This is a genomic window from Aquipseudomonas guryensis (assembly GCF_014164785.1).
GTDB classification, from domain to species: Bacteria; Pseudomonadota; Gammaproteobacteria; order Pseudomonadales; family Pseudomonadaceae; genus Aquipseudomonas; species Aquipseudomonas guryensis.
The window spans coordinates 391,090-412,986 of the sequence record NZ_JACJFN010000001.1 but is presented as its reverse complement, the minus strand read 5'-3'; the positions used below and the strand labels follow the sequence as shown (position 1 = coordinate 412,986).

Sequence of the window (21,897 nt, the reverse complement as noted above, 5' to 3'; positions counted from 1 at the left end):
GGGTGTCGCTAGTAGCGCTCGAAGCCGCGGTGCAGCTCCCAGTCGGTTACCCGGCGGTCGTACTCGGACTGCTCCCAGCGCGCGGTGTGCAGGTAGTGTTCGACCACCTCGTCGCCGAGGGCTGCGCGCAACATGCTCGAGCGGGCCAGGGCATCGGTGGCGCCACGCAGGGTCTTGGCCACCTCGGGCAGTTCCTCGTGTTCATAGGCGTCGCCGGAGAAGGGCGCTGGCAGTTCCAGCTGCTCGTCGATGCCGGCCAGGCCGGCAGCGATCAGCGCGGCGAAGGCCAGGTAGGGGTTGAGGTCGGCGCCACCGATGCGGCACTCGATGCGGATGCCCTTGCCGCCCTCGCCACACAGGCGAAAGCCGGCGGTGCGATTGTCATTGCTCCACACCGCGCGGGTGGGGGCGAAGGTGCCGGCCTGGAAGCGCTTGTAGGAGTTGATATAGGGGGCGAGGAAGTAGGTGATGTCGCTGGCGTACTTGAGCTGGCCGGCCACCCACTGGCGCATCAGCTTGGACATGCCGAACTCGGCCTTGGCATCGAAGAACAGCGGCTTATTGCCCTTCAGGCTCCACAGCGAGTTGTGCACGTGGCTGCTGGAACCGGCCAGGTTGTAGTTCCACTTGGCCATGAAGGTGATGGCCTTGCCCTGCTGCATGGCGATTTCCTTGCAGGCGTGTTTGATCAGGCTGTGGTTGTCGGCCATGGTCAGCGCATCGGCGTAGCGCACGTTGATTTCTTCCTGACCGGGCCCCCATTCGCCCTTGGAATTCTCCACGGCGATGCCGGACGCCTGCAGGTGCTTGCGGATGGCGCGCAGCACCGGCTCGTCGCGGATGGTCTGCAGGATGCCGTAGTCCTCGATGTGGTAGTTAGCCGTGCGTGGCTCGCGGTAGTGCTGGGCGTGGATGCTCTCGTAGCTCTGGTCGAACAGGTAGAACTCCAGCTCGGAGGCGAACATGCCCTTGTAGCCGCGCTCGGTGAGGCGGGCGATCTGCCGCTTGAGGATGCCGCGCGGGCTGTGCGGCAGGTCCTGGTGGTGATGGTCCTGGACGTCGCACAGTACCAGGGCCGCACCCTCCAGCCAGGGCACCAGGCGCAGGGTGGAGAGGTCGGGCTTGAACACGAAGTCGCCGTAGCCACGTTTCCAGCTGGCGGCGGCGTAGCCGGGCACCGGCTCCATGTCGATGTCGTCGGCCAGCAGATAATCGCAGCCGTGGGTTTCTTCATGGGCGCTGTCGAGGAAGAACTCGACCTGGAAGCGCTTGCCGATCAGGCGGCCCTGCATGTCGACCATGCAGGCAAGGACGGTATCAACGGTGCCGGCTTCGGCGTGCTGGCGCAGCTGGGCCAGGGTGAGAGGGGCAGTCATCGCAGATCTCCGCATGCGTGGCCGCTGCAGCGGCCTGTTGTTTTTGTGCTGTGCGTGAGCGAGTCCCGCGGGGCGGGATGCCTCTGACTCTAGTCGATTTTTTGCGGCTGTCCGGACGGTCAGGTTGGCAAGTGACGAAGCTGGTCTAGGCTGTGCGAGGTAGGGATAACTCGGCAGACAGGCTCATGCACAAGGCAATCCGCGGGTATGTGCGCGTGGTAGAGCGGATCAACCGTTGGGTCGGTCGCTGCGCCATGTATCTGATCTTCGCCATCCTCGGCGTGCTGTTTTATTCCTCGCTGAGCAAGGTGGCGTTCGAGCCGGCGATCTGGACCCTGGAGGTCGCGCAGTTCCTCATGGTCGCCTACTTCCTGCTGGGCGGCGCCTACTCCATGCAGCTCGACGGCCATGTGCGCATGGACCTGCTGTACAGCCGCTGGACCCTGCGCACCCGTGCCTGGGTCGATCTGCTGACCGTGGGCTTTCTGCTGTTCTACCTGGTGTTGCTGCTGTACGGCGGCATCTCATCGACCTGGTACGCCTTCGAGTACGACGAGACCAGCTACTCGGCCTGGTCGCCGCGCATGGCGCCGATCAAGGTGCTGATGTGCATCGGCGTAGCGCTGATGCTGCTGCAGGCGATTGCCATGCTGTTCAGGGATCTGGCGCTGATCCGCGGGGAGCCTATCGAATGAGCGAGTCGCCCATCGCCCTGCTGATGTTCTCTTCGATGATGCTGTTGCTGCTCACCGGCAAGCGGGTGTTCGGCGCCATCGGTTTCGTCGCCGCGGCGGCGGCCCTGCTGCTGTGGGGCGATGGCGGGGTGGAGCTGCCGTTCAGTGCGGCGATGAAGCTGATGAAGTGGTACCCGCTGCTGACCCTGCCGCTGTTCGTGTTCATGGGCTACATGCTCTCCGAGTCAGGCATCGCCGAAGACCTCTATCGCATGTTCCATGTGTGGATGGGACCGCTGCATGGCGGGCTGGCCATCGGCACCATCCTGCTGATGGTGGTGATCTCTGCGATGAACGGCCTCAGTGTGGCCGGCATGGCCATCGGCGCGAGCATCGCTCTGCCCGAGTTGCTGCGGCGCGGCTACGACAAGATCATGGTCACCGGGGTGATCCAGGCCGGCAGCACGCTGGGTATCCTGATTCCGCCCAGCGTGGTGCTGGTGCTGTACGGCATGATCGCGCGCCAGCCGGTCGGCCAGCTGTGGCTGGCCGGGGTGTTTCCCGGCCTGCTGATGGCCAGCCTGTTCATCCTCTACATCGTCATTCGCTGCTGGATCAAACCGAGCATGGGCCCGGCGCTGCCGGCCGAGGAGCGCGCGCAGATCAGCCTGGGCGAGAAGGTGCGCCTGCTGCGTGCCGGACTGATTCCGTTGTTGATCTTCTTCGCCATGACCGGCCTGTTCATGCTCGGCTACACCAGCCTGGTGGAAAGCTCGGCGGTGGGCGCGGTTTCGGCCTTGCTGGCGGCGCTGGTCAAGGGCCGGCTGAACCGCCAGGTAATGGAAGACACCCTGCGCAAGACCCTGGTCATCAGCTGCATGTTCATGTGGATCATCCTCGCCGCCCTGTGTTTCGGCGCGGTGTTCGACGGCCTCGGCGCGGTCAAGGCGATCGAGGACCTGTTCGTCGGCAGCCTAGGCCTGGGGCCCTGGGAAATCCTTATTCTCATGCAGCTGTCGTTCATCATCATGGGCATGTTCCTCGACGACACCGCCATGCTGGTGATCGTCGCGCCGCTGTATATCCCCCTGGTGGGCAGCCTGGGCTTCGACCTGGTGTGGTACGGCGTGCTTTACACCATCACTTGCCAGATGGCCTACATGACCCCGCCATTCGGCTACAACCTGTTTCTCATGCGCGCCATGGCGCCGCCGGAAATCAGCCTGCGTGACATCTATGCCTCGGTGACCCCCTTCGTCCTGGTCATGGTGCTGACCCTGGCGCTGGTGATGATTTTCCCGCAGATCGCCCTGTGGTTGCCGCAGCTGCACTACGGGCGGTGAATGCTTTCTAGCTTTCGGGGCGGCGCCTCCGGTTGTCTCTTCTTTGCGCGCGCTGACCTGGAAAACGGGACGGGCCCTGCCGGCCGGCCCGCAACGATGCGCAGGCTTGGCATCTGAGTCGACAGCCTTGGAGATGACAGCATGACTACGAGACGTAACTTCCTGAAAACCGCCGCCGTCACCGGGGGCGCGGTCGGTACCGCCGCCCTGGGCGCCGCGCATATCTATGCCGCTGAACCGAAGAAGATCACCTGGCGCCTGCAGACCTATGCCGGTGCGGCGCTGGCCGAGCATGTGATCAAACCCTCGATCGAGGCCTTCAACAAAGTCGCCGAGGGGCAGATGGAGATCCAGCTGTACTTCGCCGACCAGCTGGTGCCCACCGGTGAGCTGTTCCGCGCCATGCAGAAGGGCACCATCGATGCGGTACAGAGCGACGATGACTCGATCGCCGCGCCGGTGGATATCGCCGTATTCGGTGGCTACTTCCCCTTCGCCAGCCGCTACAGCCTGGATGTGCCGGTGCTGTTCGAACAGTACGGCCTGCGCAAGATCTGGGAGGAGGCCTATGCCGAGGTCAAGGGCGTGACCTGGCTCGGCGCCGGTGCCTGGGACCCGTGCAACTTCGCCACCGTGGAACCGGTCAAGTCGTTGGCCGACCTCAAGGGCAAGCGCATTTTCACCTTCCCCACCGCCGGCAAGTTCCTCACCCGTTTCGGCATCATTCCGGTGACCTTGCCCTGGGAGGATGTCGAAGTGGCGATCCAGACCGGCGAGCTGGACGGCATCGCCTGGTCCGGCATCACCGAGGACTACACGGTGGGTTGGGCCAACGTCACCAAGTACTTCCTCACCAACAACATCTCCGGCGCCTGGATCGGCTCCTACTTTGCCAACTCCGAACGCTGGGCCGAAGTGCCCGACCCGCTCAAGACCCTGTTCAAGCTGTGCATGGACAGCTCGCACTACTACCGCCAGCACTGGTACTGGGGCGGCGAGGCCAAGCTGCGGGTGGAAGGCGACAAGCTCAAGCTGACCACCATCCCCGCCGAGGAATGGAAGACGGTGGAAGACGAGGCGCACAAGTTCTGGGAAGAAATTGCCAAGACCAGCCCGCGCTGCGCCAAGGTGGTGGAGATATTCAAGCAGTACAACGCGCTGATGGAGAAGGCCGGGCCGCCCTATCGCTACTGAGTGGCGTTTTAGCTCCCCTCTCCCACTTGTGGGAGAGGGGCGGGGGGAGAGGGGCGTAGTTGAGGTCTACGGCAGGTTCTCAGCGCGTCGCCTTGAGAATGACAAACTTCGGCGTAGCCGCCACCTGCTCCACGCCGCGGAACAGGCGCTTGAGCTTGGTGTGGTAGCCCAGGTGGCGGTTGCCGACTATCCACAGCTCGCCGCCGGTCACCAGTGCCGCGCGGGCCTGCTGGAACATGCGCCAGGCGAGGAAGTCGCCGACCACCTGCTGCTGGTGGAAGGGCGGGTTGCACAGCACCAGATCCAGGGATTGCTCCGGCTGCTCGGCCAGGCCATCGTCGGCGCGAATGCTCACCGCGCGCTCACCCAGCGCCACGCGCCAGTTGTCGGCCGCCGACTGCACGGCCATGTACGACTCGTCGACCAGGGTCAGCTGCGCCTCGGGGTTGCCCAGGGCGTAGACGATGCCGAGCACGCCGTTGCCGCAGCCAAGGTCGGCCACGCGCAGTGGCAGCAGGCTCTTGGGCAGGTGCGGGAGAAAGGCGCGGGTGCCGATATCCAGCCCTTCGCGGCAGAACAGGTTGGCCTGGTTGCTCAGTTCCAACCTGGGCTTTTCCAGCAGATAGCGGGTCGGGTAGGGCGAGGTTGGCGTGGGTTTGTCCTGCACGCTGGCGCTTAGCAAGCGCGCCTTTTTCACCGCCAGCGAGGCCTGCACCGGGCCGATATACTGCTCCAGCAGATCGCCGGCGCTGCGCGGCAGGTGCTTGAGCATGGCCCCGGCGATGACCCGCGCGCCGGGAGCGAGCTGGCCGTGCAGGCGGATCAGCTGCTCTTCCAGCAGGGCCAGGGTCTTCGGCACGCGGATCAGTACCATATCGAACTGCCCTGTGGCCACCGCGCTGGCCGGTACGAAGTGCACGGCGTCGGCGGCCAGGTTGTTGCGCGCCAGGTTCTTCTGCAGGGCCAGAAGACCCAGGTGTGAGTCGCCGCTACTGGTGACTTGGCAGTGCGGCGCCAGGCTGGCGGCCAGCGCGCCGAAGCCGTCGTTGAGCAGCAGTACGCGGGTATCGGCGCTCAAACCCTGCTCGTGCAGGTGGTTGAGCAGGTACTCGTCGGCCGCATCGAAGGCCTGCAAGGGCTCGTTGGGCATCTCGGGCTGGCGGAGCAGATCGAGCTGGGCGAAGGGGGTAGCGAGAATAGGCATGGAAACCGTCGGTGTTTGTCCGCCGCGCTTTGCGCGAGACTGGCGGCAGGTGTGCGAATCGAGGCCGCAAGTATGACCGCCAGTGCAGACAAGTTCACCCGCCAGGTGCTCAGCGAGGTACGCGTCTGGTCGCCGACCCTGTTCAGCCTGCGCTGCTCGCGCGACCCCGGCTTGCGCTTTCGCGCCGGGCAGTTCGCTCGTCTGGGAGTGCGCAAGGCCGATGGCACGGTGGTCTGGCGCGCCTATTCGATGGTTTCGGCGCCCCATGACGAGTTTCTCGAATTCTTCTCCATCGTCGTTCCGGGCGGCGAGTTCACCAGCGAGCTGAGCCGGCTCAAGGTCGGCGACGAGCTGCTGGTGGAGCGCCAGGCCGTCGGCTACCTGACCCTCGACCGCTTCCCCGACGGCCGCGACCTGTGGCTGCTCGGCACCGGCACCGGGCTGGCGCCATTCCTCTCGATCCTGCAGGACTTCGAGGCCTGGCAGCGTTTCGAGCGCATCGTCCTGGTCTACAGTGCGCGCACCCAGGGTGAGCTGGCCTACCAGCAGCTGATCACGGAACTGCCACGGCGCGACTACCTGGCCGAGCATGGCCACAAACTGACCTACCTGCCGATCGTCACCCGCGAGCAGCTGCCGGGCGCCCTGCATGGCCGGGTCACCACGCTGATCGAGAATGGTGAGCTGGAGCGCGCCGCCGGCCTGGCGCTGGACCCGCTGCACTCGCGCCTCATGCTCTGCGGCAACCCGCAGATGATCGAAGACACCCGTGCCGTGCTGAAGACCCGTGGCCTGCAACTGAGCCTGAGCCGGCGCCCCGGGCAGGTGGCAGTAGAGAACTACTGGTGAGCCGCGCGAAGCGTCTGCCGGATGCAGAGCGTCCCTGGATGGGCTCCCACGCAGGCGCGTGGGAGCCATCGGTAAGGGTGACTGGTAAATGAAAACGGCGCCGAAGGGCGCCGTTGTGCTGTGCAGGCCGGTATTACTTGTCCTGCTGGGCCTTGAGCAGGTCGCGGATCTCGCTGAGCAGTTCCTGCTCCTTGGTCGGTGCCGGCGGCACTTCCGGCGCTGCGGCTTCCTCGCGCTTGAGGCGGTTGATGGCCTTGACGCCCATGAAGATGGCGAAGGCGACGATGATGAAGTCGAGAATGGTCTGGATGAACTTGCCGTAGCTCAATACCACTGCGGGCAGGTCACCTTCGGCCGCCTTGAGAGTCACGGCCAGGTCGGTGAAGTCGACCCCGCCAATCAGCAGGCCGATCGGCGGCATGATCACGTCGCCGACGAACGAGCTGACAATCTTGCCGAAGGCGGCACCGATGATGATGCCCACGGCCATGTCGACCACGTTGCCTTTCATGGCGAAGGCTTTGAATTCGCTGACGATGCTCATGTGTCACTCCCTGAGGTTTGGTTTGCGCCGAGTTTACTGCACTCGTCCGGCGCTGCCAGCTACTGCGGGTAGTTAACCGCAGGCAGGTTTTCGAAGCCGGGCTTGGCCAGCAGATAACCCTGAAACAGCTCGACGCCCATGTGCTGCAGGGTTTGCAGTTCGGCCTGGGTTTCGATGCCTTCGGCAATCACCCGCACCTTGAGCTTGCGGCACATGTCCAGGGTCGACTCGACGAGGATCTGCCGCACGCTGTCACTATCGATGTTGCGGATCAGCTCCATGTCCAGCTTGATCAGGTCGGGCTGGAAGTCGGCGAGCAGGTTGAGCCCGGCATAGCCGGCGCCAAAGTCGTCGATAGCGGTCATGAAACCTTGTTTGCGATAGGCCTTGAGGATGCCGCTGAGGTGGTCGATATCCAGCACCTGCTCCTGCTCGGTGACCTCGAAGATGATCTTGTCCAGAGGCAGATTGAAGCGCTGTGCGGCTTCCAGGGTGGCGCGGATGCAGGTTTCCGCCTGGTAAACCGCATTGGGCATGAAATTGATCGAGACCATGGCCGGCACCTGCAGGCGTGCGGCCAGCTCTACCGCCTTGATCCGACAGCTCTGATCAAAGGCGTAGAGGTTTTCCGACGTAACCTTGGCCAGCAGGCTGCCGGCTGACTCGCCGTTGACCCCGCGCACCAGGGCCTCATGGGCGAAGACCTGGCGCCGCGCGACGTCGACGATGGGCTGGAAGGCCATGCTGATAGGGAAATCCAGTCCCTTGCCATCACGGCAAGCAGAACAGCCTGGAGAGTTCTTCATGGGTGGTTCTCATGGTGGAGTCCAACCAAGATAAGCAAAAAATCTACCGTCTGTCTTGCTCGGCAAGGCCTTGGCCAGTGTCTGGTGGAACGACACGGCGTTTCTGCATCAGCGGCCTAGACCGCACCATTGGCCTTGCGCAGGCGCTCGGCAATCTGATCCTTGAGGGTGACCCGCTCGTTTTTCAGCGCCTGCAGGGCCAGATCGTCCAGCGCCTGGCGGCCGTCCTCTACTTCATAGATGCGCTTGTCCAGGGCCTCGTAGTTCTGCGTCATCTGAGCAAAATGCGGGTCGCTGGCGTGCAGGGTCTGGAGCTTCTGGCGGTATTCAGGAAATTCGCGGGTCAGCGGATGGTGTTCGAGGGGCATTACGGTTACTCCCGGCTGAGGACTGGTCTGTTCAGACTAGCTCAGTGACCGGGCTGCGGCAGGCCGGTTGGCGAACGGTTGGCCTGGCGTTGATCGGCGTCAATGGTGGCGTGGGCTTGGCCCGTTAGGGTGGACGTACTTTCCCAGAGGAGCTTCCCCATGCATGTCGACCACCATCCGCTGATCCAGGACTTTCCCGAACTGCGCAGCGAACTGCAGCGCCTGCGTCAGGAAGATCAGCACTTTTCCAAGCAAAGCGATGAGTACGAGGCGCTGGACAAGCGGATCTGCCGCATCGAAGACGGTATCGAGCTGCTCGACGATGCCGCGCTGGCACAGCTCAAGCAGAACCGGGTCAGCCTCAAGGATGACCTGGCCCGCCAGCTGAAGATCGCCGCCGGGCAGTGCTGCGGTTGCGGCAGTAGCTGCGGCGCCTGAGGCGGGCCGCATGGCAGGTCAATGTGCCTGCCGGCTGAGCAGATAGGTCACTAGACCTGGCTGCTCGGGGTCTGCCGGCCGCACTACCGCATGCAGCGGCAGCTGGCCCAACACCTTGTGCCAGAACTGCTGGGCCAGAACATCCTGCTCGTAAAAACTGACCACCCAGCTCCCGCAGCCTGCTACCAGTACCTGCTCCGCCAGGGCGCTGCCGATGCCCAAGCGGCGGTATTTCTTGAGGATGAACAGGTCGGCGAACTCCAGGGCCTCGACGCCCGGCAGCTCACTGCGCTCGATCAGCAGGAAGCCGGCGATGAAGCCGTCCACCAGCACCAGGCTGGCGCTCCAGTCCGGCTCTTGCCAGCAGCGCTGCAGGTGTGGCGCATGGATATAGAAGCGCCCATCGACCTCTACGTCCTCCTGTTCCCAGTCCGACGACTCATAGGCATAGAACTGGTAGAGGTTGGCGATCAGCGGTAGCTGATCGACGGTGGTGGGGAGCAATTCGATGTGCATGTCAGTCCAGGCGCTTCTTCATGTGGTACAGGTGGGTGCCGCGCGGGCGGTCTTCCAGCACGCCGAACAGCTGGTAACCCTGCTTCTCGTAGAAAGCCCTGGCCTCCACTGTCTTCAGGTAGGCCACCAGAGCTCCATGGCGACGCCCGTGTTCCTCGGCACGGCGCAGCAGGTCGGTCGCCAGGCCTTGGCCGCGCTGCGTTTCAGTTACCCACAGCGTGTCGATCTCCAGGCCATCCCAGTAGGCGTTGGCCAGTATGCCGGCAATCAGCTGGCCGTCGTCGTCGCGCAGGTTGATCAGTAGCGGCTTGTCGGCTGATTCATCCGGCAGATCCAGGCGCTGGGCTACGAATTCCTGGAATCGCTGCAGCAACTCGGCACTCTGTGCGGTGCTTGGAGACTCGATGATTTCTTGCTGCATGGTGGGCTCCTCGTTGCGGTAAGGGCGTTATTATCGCCATTTTTCCAGCGGGGAGATTTCCATGGCCAAAGCCAAGCGCATGTATGGCTGCACCGAGTGCGGCGCCACCTTTCCCAAGTGGGCCGGACAGTGCGGCGAGTGCGGGGCCTGGAATACCCTCACCGAAACCATGCTCGAAGCCGGCGCCGCTACCCCCAGCGGGCGTGGCGGCTGGGCCGGGCAGCAGGCACAGATCAAGACCCTGGCCGAGGTCAGCGTCGAGGAAGTGCCACGTTTTTCCACGGTTTCCGGCGAGCTCGATCGGGTGCTCGGTGGCGGCCTGGTGGATGGTTCGGTTGTGCTGATCGGCGGCGATCCCGGCATCGGCAAGTCGACCATCCTGCTGCAGACCCTGTGCAACATCGCCCAGCGCCTGCCGGCGCTGTACGTCACCGGCGAGGAATCGCAGCAGCAGGTGGCCATGCGTGCGCGGCGTCTGGAGCTGCCGCAGGACAAGCTCAAGGTGATGACCGAGACCTGCATCGAGTCGATCATCGAGGTGGCGCGGCGCGAGCAGCCCAAGGTGATGGTGATCGACTCGATCCAGACCATCTTCACCGAGCAGCTGCAGTCCGCCCCCGGCGGCGTGGCCCAGGTGCGCGAGAGCGCGGCGCTGCTGGTGCGCTACGCCAAGCAGAGCGGCACGGCGATCTTCCTGGTCGGCCACGTGACTAAGGAAGGCGCACTGGCCGGGCCGCGCGTGCTGGAGCACATGGTCGACACCGTGCTGTATTTCGAGGGCGAGTCGGATGGCCGCCTGCGCCTGCTGCGTGCGGTGAAGAACCGTTTCGGCGCGGTCAACGAACTGGGCGTGTTTGGCATGACCGACAAGGGGCTCAAGGAGGTCACCAACCCCTCGGCGATCTTTCTCACCCGGGCCCAGGAGGAAGTGCCGGGTAGTGTGGTGATGGCCACCTGGGAAGGCACCCGGCCGATGCTGGTGGAAGTGCAGGCGCTGGTCGACACCAGCCATATGGCCAACCCGCGCCGGGTTACCCTCGGTCTGGACCAGAACCGCCTGGCCATGTTGCTGGCCGTGTTGCACCGCCATGGCGGCATCCCGACCTACGACCAGGACGTGTTCCTCAATGTGGTCGGCGGGGTCAAGGTGCTGGAGACCGCCTCCGACCTGGCGTTGATGGCGGCGGTGATTTCCAGTCTGCGCAACAAGCCGCTGCCGCATGACCTGCTGGTGTTCGGCGAGATTGGCCTGAGCGGCGAGATCCGCCCGGTGCCGAGCGGCCAGGAGCGCCTGAAAGAGGCGGCCAAACACGGCTTCAAGCGCGCCATCGTGCCCAAGGGTAATGCGCCCAAGGAAGCGCCGCCGGGCCTGCAGGTGATTGCAGTGACGCGCCTGGAGCAGGCGCTGGATGCACTGTTCGAGTGACCGGCCTGCGGCGCTCTGCCGCTACTGCAAACGGCTGGCGCTTGCCGCAGATCAATTTTTGCGGCGCAGGCCGGGAGGAGCATGAGGCCATGTTCTTAGCAAGGAGATGGCCCATGTTCCTGTTCTTCGATTTTTTTGCCAAAGCCCTCAATAGCGATGCGGCGCGGCCGCGCGATCTTGCCGAAGAGCGGCGTGAAGCGAGCATCGTGTCGCGGCGGGTATTGCAGCAGCGTGCGCACCAGCCGGCGCAGCCGCTCAATCGGCAACACTGAGAGCCAGGCGGCTACGCCAGGCTAGACAAGCAAAGGGCGCCGATTGGCGCCCTTTGTATTCGTGCTTTGGCCTAGTCTTCCTCGCCCAGCGCGGCCAGCTCGCGCTCCAGCAGGCTCTCGTCACCGAGGTTGAGCTCTACCAGACGGCGCAGGTGACTGATCGACTCCAGATCGATATGCCGGCAGACGAAGCCGAGCAGATCATCACGGGTGCGGGTCAGCACCACTTCCAGATGCAGGCGGGTGTCGCTGTCGAGGGTGATGGTGGCGTTGAACGGCTGGTCCGGGTCACCGTTCCAGTCGCGCGGGCGCTTGACCAGCAGGCCCTTGAGCGACAGGTCATGCAGCTCCACCGACCAGCGGCGCTCGCCTTGGGCAAGCTCGGTGGCGGCGTCGAAGGCGATGCGCTGGAAGCGCCGACGCTCGGAGGTCATGTCACTCATTGCAAGATTCCTCTGCGGTTTTGTCCACTATAGCCAAGCGCGCGGCATAACGCTGCCTGTAGATGCGTCAGGCAGTGGCGCCCGTGCATGGTGGCTCAGCTGAGTAGGTAGGCCAGTGCGCTGCCATTGACAGCATGCGGCAAGTGCGGCCGCTGCTCGCGATGCGCTGTGGCGGGTATTCAGCGGCGGTTGCGGCCGTGAAGCAAAGGGCAAAAGCCCCTAGACCAAGGTCGCATAGAGCTTTGCCGTGGACGGACTAAGCTTGTGCGGCAGCTTGTCTGTCCATGAATTGGGAGAGTTTATGAACAATAATAATAGCCTGCTGCGCCACCTGCCCTGGGCAGTGCTGGCAGTGGTGGGCGCCTGTGCCTTGGGTGTCGTGGCCTTGCGCCGCGGCGAAGCCATCAACGCCTTGTGGATAGTGGTGGCCGCGGTGGCCCTCTATCTGGTCGCTTACCGTTACTACAGCCTGTTCATCGCCACCCGGGTGATGCAGCTGGACCCGCGCCGGGCCACGCCGGCGGTGCTCAACAACGACGGTCTGGACTTCGTGCCGACCAACAAGCACGTGCTGTTCGGCCACCACTTCGCCGCCATCGCCGGCGCCGGTCCACTGGTCGGCCCGGTGCTCGCCGCGCAGATGGGCTATCTGCCCGGCACCCTATGGCTGATCGCCGGGGTGGTGCTGGCTGGTGCGGTGCAGGACTTCATGGTCCTGTTTATCTCCACCCGGCGCAACGCCCGTTCGCTGGGCGACATGGTGCGCGAGGAGATGGGCCGGGTGCCCGGCACCATTGCCCTGTTCGGCTGCTTCCTGATCATGATCATCATCCTCGCGGTGCTTTCGCTGATCGTGGTCAAGGCCCTGGCGCACAGTCCCTGGGGCATGTTCACGGTGATCGCGACCATCCCGATCGCCATGTTCATGGGCATCTATATGCGCTACCTGCGCCCCGGCCGGATCGGCGAGATTTCCGTGATCGGCGTGGCGCTGCTGCTCGGCTCGATCTGGCTGGGCGGGGTGATTTCCCAGGATCCGTACTGGGCGGCGGCGTTCACCTTCACCGGTGAGCAGATCACTCTGATGCTGGTGGGCTACGGCTTCGTCGCCGCGGTGCTGCCGGTGTGGCTGATCCTCGCCCCGCGCGACTACCTGTCGACCTTCCTCAAGATCGGCACCATCGTCGCCCTGGCCATTGGCATCCTGATCCTCGCTCCTGACCTGAAAATGCCGGCGCTGACCCAGTTCACCGACGGCACCGGGCCGGTGTGGAAAGGTGCGCTGTTCCCCTTCCTGTTTATCACCATCGCCTGTGGCGCCGTTTCCGGCTTCCATGCCCTGATCAGCTCCGGCACCACGCCCAAGCTGCTGGCCAATGAGTCCCACGCGCGCTACATCGGCTACGGCGGCATGCTGATGGAGTCGATGGTGGCGATCATGGCCATGGTCGCCGCCTCGATCATCGAGCCGGGTGTGTACTTCGCCATGAACAGCCCGCCAGCTATCGTCGGTAGCGATGTCGTCAGCGTGGCTGCTGCGGTCAGCAGCTGGGGCTTCGCCATCACCCCGGACGCGCTGGAAGCCGTGGCCCGTGATATCGGCGAAAGCTCGATCCTCAACCGCGCCGGCGGTGCGCCAACGCTGGCGGTGGGCATCGCGCAGATCCTCCACCAGGTGCTGCCGGGCGAGAACACCATGGCCTTCTGGTACCACTTCGCCATCCTGTTCGAGGCGCTGTTCATCCTCACTGCGGTGGACGCCGGTACCCGTGCAGGGCGCTTCATGCTGCAGGACTTGCTCGGCACCTTCGTGCCGGCACTCAAGCGCACCGAGTCGTGGGGCGCCAACGTGCTGGCCACGGCCGGCTGCGTGGCGTTGTGGGGGTATCTGCTGTACCAGGGCGTGATCGACCCGCTGGGCGGCATCAACACCCTGTGGCCGCTGTTCGGTATCTCCAATCAGATGCTGGCTGGCATCGCCCTGATGCTGTGCAGCGTGGTGCTGATCAAGATGAAGCGCCAGCAGTACGTCTGGGTCACCCTGCTGCCAGCGGTGTGGCTGCTGATCTGCACCACCACGGCGAGCCTGATCAAGCTGTTCGATGCCAACCCGGCAGTCGGCTTCCTCGCGCTGGCCAACAAGTACGAGGCGGCCCTGGCGACTGGGCAGATCCTGGCGCCGGCCAAGGACCTGGCGCAGATGCAGAACGTGATCATGAACGCCTACACCAATGCCACGCTTAGCGTGCTGTTCCTGGTGGTGGTGTTCAGCGTGCTGTTCTACGCGTTGAAGGTTGGCCGCGCGGCCTGGATTCGTCCGGACCGCAGCGACAAGGAAACCGCGTTCCAGGCCATGCCGGACGTCTGAGTGACTAGCGGCGGGCCGGCCTGTCCGGTCCGCTGCCGGCGGGAGGAATGCACGGTGTTCAATGATCTCAGCCGCATGGGCAAGTACCTAGGGCAGGCCGCGCGCATGTTGGTGGGCATGCCCGACTACGACACCTATGTCGAGCATATGCAGACCCAGCATCCGGACCAGCCGGTGATGAGCTACGAGGCGTTCTTCCGCGAACGCCAGGAAGCGCGTTATGGTGGGGGCAAGGGCCGTCCCGTACGCTGCTGTTGATACCTTTCTGCGCACTACCTGCACGCCACGCTAGCCGTGGCGTGTCTCTTTGTGGGGTGGATGATGCTTTGTTCATCCACCATCAATCCGCTTGGTGGATCGATCAAGCGCGATCCACCCTATGCAGGACGACCTGATGACACATGAACCCATCCCCGTCACCGTGCTCAGCGGCTTTCTCGGTGCCGGCAAGACCACCCTGCTCAAACATATGCTGCAGGCCGAACACGGCCTGAAACTGGCGGTGATCGAGAACGAGTACAGCGATACGCCGATCGATGGCCAACTGCTCGGCAGCGCGCCGGTCGAGGTCATGACCCTGGCCAATGGCTGCGTCTGCTGCTCGATCCATGTCGAACTGGAAAAGGCCCTTTACCTGCTGCTGGATAAGCTCGACAGCGGTGAGCTGGCCTTCGACCGTCTGGTGATCGAGTGCACCGGCCTGGCCGACCCGGCACCGGTGGCGCAGACCTTCTTCGCTGACGCCGAGCTGTGCGAGCGCTATGTGCTGGACGGCATCATTACCCTGGTGGATGCCGTCAATGCCGAATGCCATCTGGCCGAGACCATCGCTCAGGCCCAGGTCGGTTTCGCCGACCGCATCCTGCTGAGCAAGACCGACCTGGTCGATGCTGCGCATGTCGAGGCGCTGAGCCTGCGCCTGCAACGGATCAACCGGCGCGCGCCGATCCGCGTGGTCGAGCACGGGCGTATCGATCTGGCTGAGTTGTTGGATATCCGCGGTTTCAACCTGAATGCCGATCTCAGTCCGGCTTTGCGCCTGACGCCGCTGGCGCCGGCCAACGCCCTCGACCGCATTACCACACTGGTATTGAAGACCGAGCAGCCGCTGGATCTCGACAAACTCAGCGTCTTCATGGAGCAACTGCTGGAGACCCATGGCAACTCGCTGCTGCGCTACAAAGGCGTACTCAATGTTGCCGGGGAAGAGCGGCGCATGGTGTTCCAGGGTGTACTGCGCTTGTACGGCTTCGACTTCGACAGCGAGTGGGGCGTGGACGAGAAGCGCGAGAGCGTGTTGGTGCTGATCGGTGACAACCTGCCGGAGGCGCAGATTCGCGCCGGCTTTGCCGAGGTCGCCGGCTAGGTGGGCGGGGCGGTGTCCAGGCCGAGCGCATAAAACACCGCCAGCGCGGCAAAGGCATCCTCCCCTGCGTACTGCACCTGGTTTTCCGACAGGTGCGTGGCGGCCCAGTTGGAGGTGGTGACCGCTTTCGATTTGCGCAGCTGCCTGCCCAAGGCAATGGCCACCGCCGTACGTACACCGACCGCCTGTTTGTAGCCGAGCCGGCGCATGCCGCTGGCCAGGTCGATGGCGGTGCCAAGCTTCAGCCCCAGCTTGCGCTGCAGCGAACCGCGGTCGGACTTGAGGCCGAAGCCGACCTTGACCATGCGTTGCGACTCGATCACCTCGCGCAGGAAATCGAGTGGTGGCTCGGCGTTTAGCTGCACGATGAACGCCTGGTCGCGGGTGGCGAACTGCAGCACATGCGGGCCGGTACGCGGCGCATCGCTGGTGAAGCAGGGCTTGGATTCGGTATCGAAGCCGATGAACGGTTCGTTGCGCAGCTGCGCCAGGGCCAGGGCAAAGTCCTCCGGCGTGCACAGCACATGAATGCGCTGCAGCGGCAAGGCATCGAACGGCGGCAGCTGGCGGATCTCTTCCTTGCTCGGTCGTTCGACATAGCGGCGCTTGGGTTTGGCTGGCTGATCCGTGCTCATTGCATTCTTCCTCATGCGCGGTACGCCGCACCCTACGGTAAAGATCAGGCATAAAAAAGCCCGGCTTCTGCCGGGCTTTTCGTGCCGCTAGGGTCGGGCTTAGTTGCCGTACACCGGCAGCTTGGCGCAGACGGCCTTGACCTTCTCGCGTACCGCGTCGACCACGGACTCGTCGCCCATGTTCTGCAGGATGTCGCAGATCCAGCCGGCCAGTTCCTGGCACTCGGCTTCCTTGAAACCGCGGGTGGTGACGGCCGGGGTACCGATGCGCAGACCGGAAGTGACGAACGGCGAACGCGGATCGTTCGGTACGCTGTTCTTGTTCACGGTAATGAAGGCGCGGCCCAGGGCGGCGTCGGCGTCCTTACCGGTGATGTCCTGCTTGATCAGCGACAGCAGGAACAGGTGGTTCTTGGTGCCGCCGGAAACCACGTCGAAACCGCGTGCGATGAACACTTCGGCCATGGCCTGGGCGTTCTTTACCACCTGCTGCTGGTAGGCCTTGAACTCAGGCTGCAGGGCTTCCTTGAAGCACACGGCCTTGGCCGCGATGACGTGCTCCAGCGGGCCACCCTGGGCACCCGGGAAGACGGCGGAGTTGAGCTTCTTCTCGATTTCCTCGTTCTTGCGCGCGAGGATCAGGCCGCCACGCGGGCCGCGCAGGGTCTTGTGGGTGGTGGTGGTGACGACGTCGGCGAACGGCACCGGGTTCGGGTACACGCCAGCGGCAACCAGGCCAGCTACGTGAGCCATGTCGACGAACAGGTAGGCACCCACTTTGTCGGCGATGGCGCGGAAGCGCGGGAAGTCGAGGATCTGCGAGTAGGCGGAGAAGCCGGCGATGATCATCTTCGGCTTGTGCTCGACGGCCAGGCGCTCGACTTCGTCGTAGTCGATCAGGCCGGCATCGGTGATGCCGTACTGCACGGCGTTGTACAGCTTGCCGGAGGAGGAAACGCTGGCACCGTGGGTCAGGTGACCGCCGTGGGCCAGGCTCATGCCGAGGATGGTGTCGCCGGCTTGCAGCAGGGCCAGGAACACCGCGCTGTTGGCTTGCGAACCGGCGTGCGGCTGGACGTTGGCGTAGTCGGCGCCGAACAGCTCTTTGGCGCGGTCGATGGCCAGCTGCTCGACGATGTCGACGTACTCGCAACCGCCGTAGTAGCGCTTGCCTGGGTAGCCTTCGGCGTACTTGTTGGTCAGTACCGAACCCTGGGCTTCCATCACCGCCGGGCTGGTGTAGTTCTCCGAGGCGATCAGCTCGATGTGATGTTCCTGGCGCTGGGCTTCTTGCTCCATGGCGGCAAACAGGTCGGCGTCGAAACGGGCGAGGGTCAAATCACGGCTGAACATGGCAGTCCTCTACGGAGCAGTGCGGGAAAAAGGCGCGCATTCTAACCCATACGCCGGGTACTGGCATATGAAAGGCAGTCATGTGGCGGACAAGTGGTGCTCACGCATGCTTTCTAGCTGAGCATGAACAGCGCAGCACCGCTGAATTGAGCCTCGAACTGCGTGGCGGGCATCGGCTTGCCGAGCAGGTAGCCCTGCACCTCGTCGCAGCCATGTTCGCGCAGGAAGTCGAGCTGGGGCTGGGTTTCCACGCCTTCGGCGATCACCGCCAGGCCCAGGCTGTGGGCCATGGCGATGATGGCGCGGGCGATCTGACCGTCCTGCTCGCCCTCGGGCAGGCCATCGACGAAGCTGCGGTCGATCTTCAGCACGTCGATGGGGAACTGCTTGAGGTAGTTCAGCGAAGAGTAGCCGGTGCCGAAGTCGTCCACCGCGATGCACAGGCCGAGTTTCTTCAGGCTGGCGAGAATCTGCAGGGTCTCGTCGACGTCGCGCATCAGGATGCTCTCGGTCAGCTCCAGCTCCAGGCAGGCCGAGGGCACGCCGCTGCTTTCGAGCATGCGCGAGATACGCATGGCCAACTGGCCATCGGCGAACTGGCGGGCGGACAGGTTGACCGAGATTTTCGGCACCCGCACCTTGCTGACATGCCAGCTCTTGAGCTGGCGACAGGCTTCCTCTATGACCCAGTCGCCGACCTGTACCACCAGGCCGAGTTCTTCCAGCACCGGAATGAATTCACCGGGCGCCACTAGACCGCGCACTGGATGCTGCCAGCGCAGCAGGGCCTCGGCCCCGGTCAGGCGTTTGCCGTCGCCGCTGAACTGCGGCTGGTAGTAGAGGCGGAACTGATCCTGCTCGAGGGCGTGGCGCAGGTCGCTTTCCAGTTCCAGGCGCTGCAGCGCCGTGGCATTCATGTCTGCCTGGTAGAACTGGAAGTTGTTTTTGCCGCGTTCCTTGGCGTGGTACATGGCGGTGTCGGCGTTCTTCATCAGCTGGCTCAGCTCGTCGCCATCCTGCGGCGCCAGGGCGATGCCGATACTGGCGGTGACGAAGAACTCGCGGCCCTGCAGAACGAACGGCTGGGCCAGACTGGCGAGAATCTGCTCGGCCACGTGGATGGCGCGGTTCAACGCGGCCTCACGGGTTTCACGCGGCAACAACAACAGGGTGAACTCATCGCCGCCCATGCGCGCCACGGTGTCGTCTTCGTCGACGCAGGCGGCCAGGCGCACGGCCACGTCCTTGAGCATGCGGTCGCCGGCGGCGTGGCCGAGGGAGTCGTTGATCGGTTTGAAACGGTCGAGGTCGAGGAACATCAGTACCACCCATTCCGCATGCCGCTCGGCATGTTGTAGGGCGGTGTGCAGGCGGTCCTGGAACAGCGTGCGGTTGGGCAGCAGGGTCAGGGCGTCGTAGTAGGCGAGGCGGTGGATGCGCTGTTCGCTGGCCTTGCGCTCGCTGATGTCGTTGAAGAAGCACACGTAGCTGACCAGATCGCCTTCGTCATCCTGCACCGCGGTGATGCCGACCCAGGCCGGGTACTGCTCACCACCCTTGCGCTTGAGCCACAGCTCGCCTTCCCAGCTGCCGTGCTGGTTGAGCTGGGCGAGGATGTAGTTGAGCTGGCCGGCCTGCTGGCGGTCGGCGGTGAGCATGCTGGGCAACTGGTCGAGCACTTCCCGGGTGGCGAAACCGCTGATGCGCTGGAAGGTCTCGTTGGTGCGCACGATGTAGCCGGCCGGGTCGGTGACCATGATCGCCGCGGTGGAGTGTTCGAAGACCGTGGCGGCCATGCGCAGGTCGCGCTCGGCGCGGCGCTGCTGGCTGATGTCGCGGCCAATGCCGAGCACGCCCTCGAAGCGGTTCTGCTCGTCCCACATCAGCATCACGCGCATTTCCACGCTGATCTTGCGCCCGTCGGCGCGCAGGCAGTCGAAGACGAACGGCTTGCTGCTCAACTGGGCCTGCAGCTGGCTCAGCTGCGCCGCATCCCCCAGTGCCTGCTTGACCTGTTCCAGCAAGGCTTGCAGCTCGGCCAGCTGGCGCGGGTTGGTGACGGTGCTGAGCAGGCCATTCTGCAGGATCCACTCCGGGCTGTAGCCGAAGAAGTTCTGCGCCGAGGGGCTGACATAGCTCAGCTGCAGCTTGCTGTTGGAGGAAATGATCACGTCGCTGATGCTTTCCGCCAGCAGGCGGTAGCGCCGCTCGCTGTCACGCAGGCTGAGCTGGGCATTGATCTCGTGGGTGATGTCCTTGGCCACGCCGATCAGGCGACTGACCCGCCCGTGGGCGTCGCGGCTGAGGGCGTGTTCGCGGATGTCGAACCAGTGCCAGCTGCCATCGCGGTGGCGCCAACGCAGCTGGCAGTTGAGCAGCACGCCGTTGCCGACCACTTTCTGCAGGTTGCGCACGCGCTGGTACAGCTCGACATCGTCGGGGTGGAGGATCTTTTCCCACAGCTTGTCGCCCAGCTTGAGCATTTCTTCCTTGCTGTAGCCCAGATCCGGACCAAGGCGGTTGTTGCTGAACAGCACACGCTGGTTGCTCATGTCGTGCACATAGAGCGTATCCGGCACGGCGCGCAGCACATCCGACCAGAAGCGCTCGCGCTCGACCAGCGACAACTCGACGCGTTTGCGGCTGGTAATGTCGTGGATGCTCAGGGTAACGGCCTTGAACTCGTTGGCCCGACGCGGCAGCTGCAGGGTTAGCCACAGGTAGCGCTCATGGCCATGGGGCGTGCGCATACGCCCCTCGACCATCATGTCCTGCTCGCCATCGATCAGCGCGGTAATCAGTGCATGGCGTGAGCCGCCCGGGCGCAGTGGGCGATTACCGATCAGGTGGTCCCAGGCCTGTTGCGGCGAGTCGACGCCGAGTAGCTGCATGGCCACGCGGTTCAACTCGGTGATGCGGATCTGATTCAGCAGCAGTTGGTTGTGTTCCGGCGCCTGTTGCAGCCAGCCAGTCAGTTGGCTGCTGTGGCGCAGGCCCTGCTTGTCGAGGAAGTCCTTCAGGCTGCTGAGGTCGAACACACAGAGGGCGATACCGCTACCCTCGAAGATGCCCTGGTAACGCCGGCGGGTGTCCTGCAGGACTTCCACGGCTTTCTGCTGCTCGGTCACGTCGCGCAGCACCCAGACGGTGCCTTCCTGGCGCGCTCCGTCGGCCAGCTTGTGGCTGGTCACGGTATACAGCCGGGGGTGGCCGTCCTGGAGGATTTCGATGGGTTGCGCCGGTGGCGTATCGGCTTCCAGCCAGGGGCCGAGGGCCGGTAGCAAGCTGAGCAAATGACGGCTGCTGGCGTCGGCACTGCTCAGGCCGAACATCTGCTCGGCGCGTGGATTGAGGTAGCTGATCTGACCATCGGCCTGGGTCACCAGTACGCGTTCTTCGATGGCGCCCAGGGCGGCGATGGCGTCATTGAGCGAACGTCGCGACAGCGCATGGGATTCGCGCAGGCTGCGCTGCTCGCGCAGCAGGCCGAACAGGGCGAGCAAGGCCAGGCTGGCGCAGAGGATGAACAGCAGCAACTTGCCGGCCTGCACAGGCAGCAGTGCGGCACGCACCTGCTCGGCATCGAACAGTGCGTGCACGAGCCAGTCGCTATGAGCCAAGGGCAGTTGCAGGGTGCTCAGTCGGTGTTCGTCTGCGCTCAGCTGCGTGTTTAGCGATGCTTGTGGGTCGTGCGGCTGGCGCAGCATGACCAGGCCGCTGCGTTGGTCCTGTAGCAGCCAGGGTTGCATATCGCGGGTCTGTGGCAGCCAGTTGTACAGGGCCGCCGGGCGCAGGCGTACCACCCAGCCGCCGGCCGACGGTTTGCTCAGGGCTAGATAGAGCAGGCCCTGTTCGCGCGGGCCGTAGGCGAAGTGGTAGGGCTGGCCGCTGGTGCGGCTCAGCTGTTCGAGCAGCTTGGCGTCTGCGGTCGCCGGTGCGCTGTCGGCCTGCACCTGGCCCTTGCCGTCGAACCAGGCCAGGCTGTGCAGCGCCGGGTAGATGCCGCGCAGGCTGTCGAGCAGTGCGCGCAGGTCGTTACCGGTTAACGGGGCAGGGGCGTTGTGTTGCAGGAAGGTCTGGCCGGCTTCGGCCTTGAGCTTCATCGCCAGGGCCAGGTGTTCGCTCAGCTGGGTGCTGTAGGCGAGGTTGCGTTGCCGCTGGTTATCTTCCAGTTGCTGGAATTCCTGCTGCAATTGCCACAGCAACAGGCCCAGCATCAATGCCACCAGCAGCGCCAGAGCCCCTTTCAGCGAACCACGCGAGGGGCTGGCGAACGGGTCGCGCAGGGAGCGGTGGGAGCG

21 protein-coding genes are annotated in these 21,897 nt (G+C 64.2%); 10 read left to right on the top strand and 11 right to left on the bottom strand.

Annotated features, from left to right (window positions below; translation table 11 throughout):
- Positions 1-8: 8 nt before the first annotated feature.
- A complete protein-coding gene (locus H3H45_RS01915) occupies positions 9-1,376 on the bottom strand; it encodes a glutamine synthetase family protein (RefSeq protein WP_182832063.1) in 1,368 nt (455 codons plus the stop codon).
- A 185-nt stretch (positions 1,377-1,561) separates the two neighbouring features.
- Here H3H45_RS01915 and H3H45_RS01910 point away from each other — a divergent pair, with 185 nt between their 5' ends.
- The 3 genes from H3H45_RS01910 to dctP all read left to right on the top strand — a co-directional run bounded on the left by H3H45_RS01910 (position 1,562) and on the right by dctP (position 4,587).
- Positions 1,562-2,071, top strand: coding sequence for a TRAP transporter small permease subunit (locus H3H45_RS01910; RefSeq protein WP_182832062.1), 510 nt, complete (start codon positions 1,562-1,564; stop codon positions 2,069-2,071).
- Positions 2,068-3,393, top strand: coding sequence for a TRAP transporter large permease (locus tag H3H45_RS01905; protein WP_182832061.1), 1,326 nt, complete (start codon positions 2,068-2,070; stop codon positions 3,391-3,393). The genes H3H45_RS01910 and H3H45_RS01905 overlap by 4 nt, the downstream gene beginning before the upstream one ends.
- A 141-nt stretch (positions 3,394-3,534) precedes the next feature.
- Positions 3,535-4,587 carry a TRAP transporter substrate-binding protein DctP gene (dctP, locus tag H3H45_RS01900; RefSeq protein ID WP_182832060.1) on the top strand — a complete coding sequence of 351 codons (1,053 nt, stop codon included), beginning with the start codon at positions 3,535-3,537 and terminating at the stop codon, positions 4,585-4,587.
- Positions 4,588-4,666: 79 nt separating this feature from the next.
- Here dctP and H3H45_RS01895 read toward each other — a convergent pair whose 3' ends face one another.
- Positions 4,667-5,791 (bottom strand): methyltransferase, encoded by a 1,125-nt coding sequence (locus tag H3H45_RS01895; protein ID WP_182832059.1) that lies wholly within the window; start codon positions 5,789-5,791, stop codon positions 4,667-4,669.
- A 72-nt stretch (positions 5,792-5,863) separates the two neighbouring features.
- Here H3H45_RS01895 and H3H45_RS01890 point away from each other — a divergent pair, with 72 nt between their 5' ends.
- Positions 5,864-6,640, top strand: coding sequence for a ferredoxin--NADP reductase (locus H3H45_RS01890; RefSeq protein ID WP_182832058.1), 777 nt, complete (start codon positions 5,864-5,866; stop codon positions 6,638-6,640).
- A 133-nt stretch (positions 6,641-6,773) separates the two neighbouring features.
- Here the strand turns inward: H3H45_RS01890 and mscL are convergent, their stop codons facing one another.
- The 3 genes from mscL to H3H45_RS01875 all read right to left on the bottom strand — a co-directional run bounded on the left by mscL (position 6,774) and on the right by H3H45_RS01875 (position 8,358).
- Positions 6,774-7,184: a large-conductance mechanosensitive channel protein MscL gene (gene mscL / locus H3H45_RS01885; RefSeq protein ID WP_182832057.1), complete on the bottom strand. Its 411-nt coding sequence runs from the start codon at positions 7,182-7,184 to the stop codon at positions 6,774-6,776.
- Between the two features lie 59 nt (positions 7,185-7,243).
- Positions 7,244-7,990: an EAL domain-containing protein gene (locus H3H45_RS01880; protein ID WP_182832056.1), complete on the bottom strand. Its 747-nt coding sequence runs from the start codon at positions 7,988-7,990 to the stop codon at positions 7,244-7,246.
- Positions 7,991-8,106: 116 nt separating this feature from the next.
- The gene (locus H3H45_RS01875; RefSeq protein ID WP_182832055.1) at positions 8,107-8,358 is read right to left on the bottom strand and encodes a YdcH family protein; all 252 of its coding nucleotides are present in this window, start codon (positions 8,356-8,358) and stop codon (positions 8,107-8,109) included.
- 159 nt (positions 8,359-8,517) lie between these two features.
- On the opposite strand from H3H45_RS01875, the gene H3H45_RS01870 reads away from it, so the two are divergent.
- On the top strand, positions 8,518-8,796 hold the full coding sequence (locus tag H3H45_RS01870) for a YdcH family protein (RefSeq protein ID WP_182832054.1): 279 nt from the start codon (positions 8,518-8,520) through the stop codon (positions 8,794-8,796).
- 18 nt (positions 8,797-8,814) lie between these two features.
- On the opposite strand, the gene H3H45_RS01865 is transcribed toward H3H45_RS01870, so the two are convergent.
- Together H3H45_RS01865 and H3H45_RS01860 are read right to left on the bottom strand one after the other, a co-directional pair.
- Positions 8,815-9,312, bottom strand: a complete 498-nt coding sequence (locus tag H3H45_RS01865; RefSeq protein WP_182832053.1) for a GNAT family N-acetyltransferase — start codon at positions 9,310-9,312, stop codon at positions 8,815-8,817.
- 1 nt (position 9,313) lies between these two features.
- On the bottom strand, positions 9,314-9,733 hold the full coding sequence (locus H3H45_RS01860) for a GNAT family N-acetyltransferase (RefSeq protein ID WP_182832052.1): 420 nt from the start codon (positions 9,731-9,733) through the stop codon (positions 9,314-9,316).
- A gap of 61 nt (positions 9,734-9,794) precedes the next feature.
- On the opposite strand from H3H45_RS01860, the gene radA reads away from it, so the two are divergent.
- Both radA and H3H45_RS01850 read left to right on the top strand, forming a co-directional pair.
- Positions 9,795-11,159, top strand: a complete 1,365-nt coding sequence (gene radA / locus H3H45_RS01855) for a DNA repair protein RadA (RefSeq protein WP_182832051.1) — start codon at positions 9,795-9,797, stop codon at positions 11,157-11,159.
- A gap of 113 nt (positions 11,160-11,272) precedes the next feature.
- Positions 11,273-11,431 (top strand): hypothetical protein, encoded by a 159-nt coding sequence (locus H3H45_RS01850; RefSeq protein WP_182832050.1) that lies wholly within the window; start codon positions 11,273-11,275, stop codon positions 11,429-11,431.
- Positions 11,432-11,502: 71 nt separating this feature from the next.
- On the opposite strand, the gene H3H45_RS01845 is transcribed toward H3H45_RS01850, so the two are convergent.
- Complete coding sequence (locus H3H45_RS01845; protein ID WP_182832049.1) at positions 11,503-11,874, bottom strand: PilZ domain-containing protein; 372 nt, start codon at positions 11,872-11,874, stop codon at positions 11,503-11,505.
- 301 nt (positions 11,875-12,175) lie between these two features.
- On the opposite strand from H3H45_RS01845, the gene H3H45_RS01840 reads away from it, so the two are divergent.
- The 3 genes from H3H45_RS01840 to yjiA all read left to right on the top strand — a co-directional run bounded on the left by H3H45_RS01840 (position 12,176) and on the right by yjiA (position 15,608).
- Positions 12,176-14,242, top strand: coding sequence for a carbon starvation CstA family protein (locus H3H45_RS01840; protein ID WP_182832048.1), 2,067 nt, complete (start codon positions 12,176-12,178; stop codon positions 14,240-14,242).
- Positions 14,243-14,296: 54 nt separating this feature from the next.
- Positions 14,297-14,500 carry a YbdD/YjiX family protein gene (locus H3H45_RS01835; protein WP_160488895.1) on the top strand — a complete coding sequence of 68 codons (204 nt, stop codon included), beginning with the start codon at positions 14,297-14,299 and terminating at the stop codon, positions 14,498-14,500.
- Between the two features lie 136 nt (positions 14,501-14,636).
- Positions 14,637-15,608, top strand: coding sequence for a GTPase (yjiA, locus tag H3H45_RS01830; protein ID WP_182832047.1), 972 nt, complete (start codon positions 14,637-14,639; stop codon positions 15,606-15,608).
- Here the strand turns inward: yjiA and H3H45_RS01825 are convergent.
- The 3 genes from H3H45_RS01825 to H3H45_RS01815 all read right to left on the bottom strand — a co-directional run bounded on the left by H3H45_RS01825 (position 15,605) and on the right by H3H45_RS01815 (position 21,813).
- Positions 15,605-16,243: a 3'-5' exonuclease gene (locus H3H45_RS01825; protein WP_182832046.1), complete on the bottom strand. Its 639-nt coding sequence runs from the start codon at positions 16,241-16,243 to the stop codon at positions 15,605-15,607. The genes yjiA and H3H45_RS01825 overlap by 4 nt on opposite strands.
- A gap of 99 nt (positions 16,244-16,342) precedes the next feature.
- Positions 16,343-17,596, bottom strand: coding sequence for a serine hydroxymethyltransferase (gene glyA, locus H3H45_RS01820; protein ID WP_182832045.1), 1,254 nt, complete (start codon positions 17,594-17,596; stop codon positions 16,343-16,345).
- Between the two features lie 113 nt (positions 17,597-17,709).
- Positions 17,710-21,813 (bottom strand): sensor domain-containing protein, encoded by a 4,104-nt coding sequence (locus H3H45_RS01815; RefSeq protein WP_182833109.1) that lies wholly within the window; start codon positions 21,811-21,813, stop codon positions 17,710-17,712.
- Positions 21,814-21,897: the final 84 nt, after the last annotated feature.